Source organism: Thiorhodococcus minor, from assembly GCF_010820565.1.
GTDB lineage: Bacteria > Pseudomonadota > Gammaproteobacteria > Chromatiales > Chromatiaceae > Thiorhodococcus > Thiorhodococcus minor.
This window is the reverse complement of record NZ_JAAIJQ010000185.1, coordinates 1-3,352: the sequence shown is the minus strand read 5'-3', so window position 1 is coordinate 3,352 and position 3,352 is coordinate 1. Positions and strand designations below refer to the sequence as shown.

The following is a 3,352-nucleotide window of genomic DNA, read 5'->3' as shown; positions in this document are numbered from 1 at the left end:
CAGCGAGAACGACATCCGCAGCGATGTGAAATGGCGCAAGATCAGCGGCGGGACCCGCAGCGATCTAGGGCGTCGCTTCGTGACACCTTCGCCAGCCTCAAGAAGACCTGCCGAAAACTAGGGATTTCCTTCTGGGACGACCTCAATGACCGAATCGGACAGGTCGGAGACATCCCGCCCTTGCCGGACATCGTGCGCGAACGGATCTTGGCCGCTGAGGCTGTGCCGTGAATTATTGAGAAGTTACCCCTGCTCGGGCCAAACCGCGAAGAAGACCAAGCCGATCCGACGGCGTCGCCGCGCCAGGCACTCCCTCCAACCTGCGTGAAGCGGACTCGCCGACAGCCGGGAACGCTTCCCGAAGACGAGTCGTCAGGCGGCACTGCAACGGCTGCCGATCCAAGCGTTCGGGACGGCAGCTCACCGGAAATCGCCAAGACGCTCACCCCCGTCCTCGGCAGTCGCCACGTCTGCAGCGAATAGATAGCCGATCTTGCCGCCTTGCCGAACGGATTGGCAGACGCGGACGCCATCGCCTCGCCGCTCAGCCAATGCAGGGCTTTCAAGCGACGTGATCCAGCCTTTGCGGCAGGTCTGACGCGGTGTCGAAAGATGCACAACGGCGTCGCGAGCCAGTTCGGCACGAGGCGCCATCGCGCTCGAGCAGACCTGGCACGGGTCTGTTCTCTTCGAAACATCGACGCCCCGAAACGCAGGTCCCGATGACCGAGGAAACCACCGTCGCCTGCGTCCAAGTTCTGTCTGGCAGAGCCGCGTTCGACGCTGATGGCAGCCGAGGTTTGAAGCCGGGCGACGAGCCAGATCGGTGTCGCCTGTCGAGCGCTGCGCTCAGGCAGCACGCATCGTCTCCCGGGCGCAGGCCGGCGGCGGCTCATGGGGCACCGCGGCGCGTGCGCAGGTCCTCGACTGCCTTCGCGGCCTTGCGTTTGCGCTGCGCGATATGCGCACGCCGCACTTCCGCCCGCTCGCTGGCGCGTGTAGGTGCCGGCGGCAGGGCGCGCAGGATCAGCGCGCGGAGTGCCTGCAGCTGCTGGCGAGCCGTGGCCTCCTCGCTCTGCGGCAGCGTCACGCTGGCTCGACATCGCCGTCGAGCGGCGAGAACGGCCCGGCGCGCGACCTGTGCGTTAGCACAGTCTTTTCTTTCCGGAGACCGAAGACCGGATACCGGATACCGGATACCGGATACCGGAAGGGTGCCGGGTTTCGCGGGCCCTTTCGAAGTCGCCACCTGCCGGATTGTGGGTGGATCTGGCCCGCAGGCCGCGCCATTGCTGGAATCCAAGGTGCCGGGATGGGTATGCCGGGTTTGTGCCGGGATTATTTGGCGCAGACTGATCCGTGAGGACCAAGGGAAGAAAAAAATAAGCTGTTTCAAGGCACTGCGATTGCGCAGCAAACCGGCACGCGCGAGCCCGTCGGACCTTGGCCTTGGTCGGGATGCCGGTGCCTTCCAGACCCTGGCCGGGCTCGACATAGAGCGCCTCCTGCAAGCTGCGCCAGGAGATACGACGGGTCGCGCCCACCAAGCCGGTGTGATAGTCCATGAGGGTCCTCAGCACGATGTAGAGCTGCCAGAGCTCAGGGCGTTGTCCGGTGAGTGCGGCCAGCTCCGCATCGTCGAGTCGGATGGCCACGGTACTTGATCATCGACCGCAGTCGATCAGCCGCGACTCGGGCGACGCTAGGCAGACGTCAGCGGCATGCGTGCTGCTCGCTTGGCCGCTCGGGCTCCGGCCCAAAGAGGTCGGGGCACAACTCCGCAAGCGACCATCGGATTTGGTGATCATGGCGAAAAGTAAAGTCCCATCGCGGAAAAAAGTCAATTGACCTTCCCGAAACGTCAAGTAAACTTGTCGCCATGGATACCGTCGCCGATCGTGTGAAGCACCTCCGCAAGCAGCTGAAGCTGACCCAAACAACGCTTGGGCAGTGCGCGGGCGGGATTTCCAAGCAGGCGGTCTCGCAATGGGAGCGCGGCATCACGGAGCCGCAGTGGGAGGCGCTGAACGCCTTGCAGCGTGCCTGCGGCGTGAATCCCTACTGGTTGCTGCACGGCACGGCGCCGATGCTCGAGTCGGAGCACACGCCGAGCGCGGACGCAACGCCCGTCGGCCCTTCCCCGCCGGGTCATCCAGGGACATGTCCGCTCGCCGAGCTGCTCGATGATCTGTCGCGGCGCCTCGCGGCGGCCGATCCAGCTGTGCGGGACGAGGTCACCCGGCTGGTCCTGCGCTATCTGGAGAACCCACCGGCGGGGGCACGCATTGCCAAGGCGATTGAGCTCTTGCTCGGGGAGGATGAGAACCTGCCGCCGGCATGAGGCTGTGCGCCGAGGGCTTGCCACTTTCCCGTTACCCCCGATGCAGCGCCACGCCAGGCGCAACCCGAGCCCGATCGCTCGAGGGATGCTCCTCCCAACGGACCCGGTCAACCGCTCTCTTGACACAATAAGTCAATTTTGCTTCACTTTCGACGGAGCCCCATCTGCCGACACTGCTGTGCGTGCCCCGGCATCCGGCCCCCATCGACCCGCAAAGCAGAAGCAGACAACGACACGTCGCCATCTCCAGGGGGAGGCAGCCATGCGACATCCTTGCAGGCCACTTAACCGAGGGAAGGTACTCCGGCACGGCCGTCATTGCCTGAAACGGACTGCGGTTCTGCACGCTCGAGACGGCCTCGGCGCGGGTGGTCCTCCCGCCGATCCGAGGCAATCGTCACAAGACATCCGAATCGCTGCTAGCACCGGAGCACACGGGAGGTCGCATGGCCACAACGGCTGTGCGAGGCGGTCGGGCAGACGGCTGAATTGACGCGTGACGGAATCCACGCAGCAAGATTGATCAACCCTTCCCGACGGGACCCAATCGATGCGAACCCTCGATCTGCCGGAGTGTCGCGTCTGCGCTCGTGATACCCGTCGGGTCGATCCCTCGCCGACGGGACTCGCGCAGGGCGACAACCTTCTCAGCCCGGGCCGTCCCGCTCCGGGTCGCTGCTCCGCCTCGAGTAGCGCCGTTGGCGCACTCGGGCTACGCACGACCCTACGACGAATGACTCTACGGCGTGTGTGACTGCGCTTTGCATATTGCCTTCACGACGAAGGACTCACGTCCTTCGTCATTACGGCAATACGCACGCGCACACGCCTACCCGGGACTACCGGCCTCGCGCTTTGCGCTTCCCTGGCCGGCAGCGACTGAGGCATCCGCCCAATGCCATGGACTTAGCGCCTAAAGCTATGATTATGTTACAATAATGCGTCTTCACAGGAACCTTGTAGGAGCATGCCGATGAAGCGTTGCAACGCTATCAGTCTCAACACCGAAGA

3 protein-coding genes are annotated in these 3,352 nt (G+C 64.3%); 1 reads left to right on the top strand and 2 read right to left on the bottom strand.

Annotated elements, in window-relative coordinates; translation table 11 throughout:
• Positions 1-892: 892 nt before the first annotated feature.
• Together G3446_RS26020 and G3446_RS26015 are read right to left on the bottom strand one after the other, a co-directional pair.
• A complete protein-coding gene (locus tag G3446_RS26020; RefSeq protein WP_164456570.1) occupies positions 893-1,090 on the bottom strand; it encodes a hypothetical protein in 198 nt (65 codons plus the stop codon).
• A gap of 55 nt (positions 1,091-1,145) precedes the next feature.
• Positions 1,146-1,655 carry a hypothetical protein gene (locus G3446_RS26015; protein ID WP_164456569.1) on the bottom strand — a complete coding sequence of 170 codons (510 nt, stop codon included), beginning with the start codon at positions 1,653-1,655 and terminating at the stop codon, positions 1,146-1,148.
• A 224-nt stretch (positions 1,656-1,879) separates the two neighbouring features.
• Here G3446_RS26015 and G3446_RS26010 point away from each other — a divergent pair, with 224 nt between their 5' ends.
• The gene (locus G3446_RS26010) at positions 1,880-2,341 is read left to right on the top strand and encodes a helix-turn-helix domain-containing protein (protein ID WP_164456568.1); all 462 of its coding nucleotides are present in this window, start codon (positions 1,880-1,882) and stop codon (positions 2,339-2,341) included.
• The last annotated feature ends 1,011 nt before the right edge of the window (positions 2,342-3,352 follow it).

Coding starts and splice junctions, on each gene's coding strand:
- G3446_RS26010 (WP_164456568.1), top strand. CDS start 1,880: ATGGATACCGTCGCCGATCGTGTGAAGCACCTCCGCAAGCAGCTGAAG.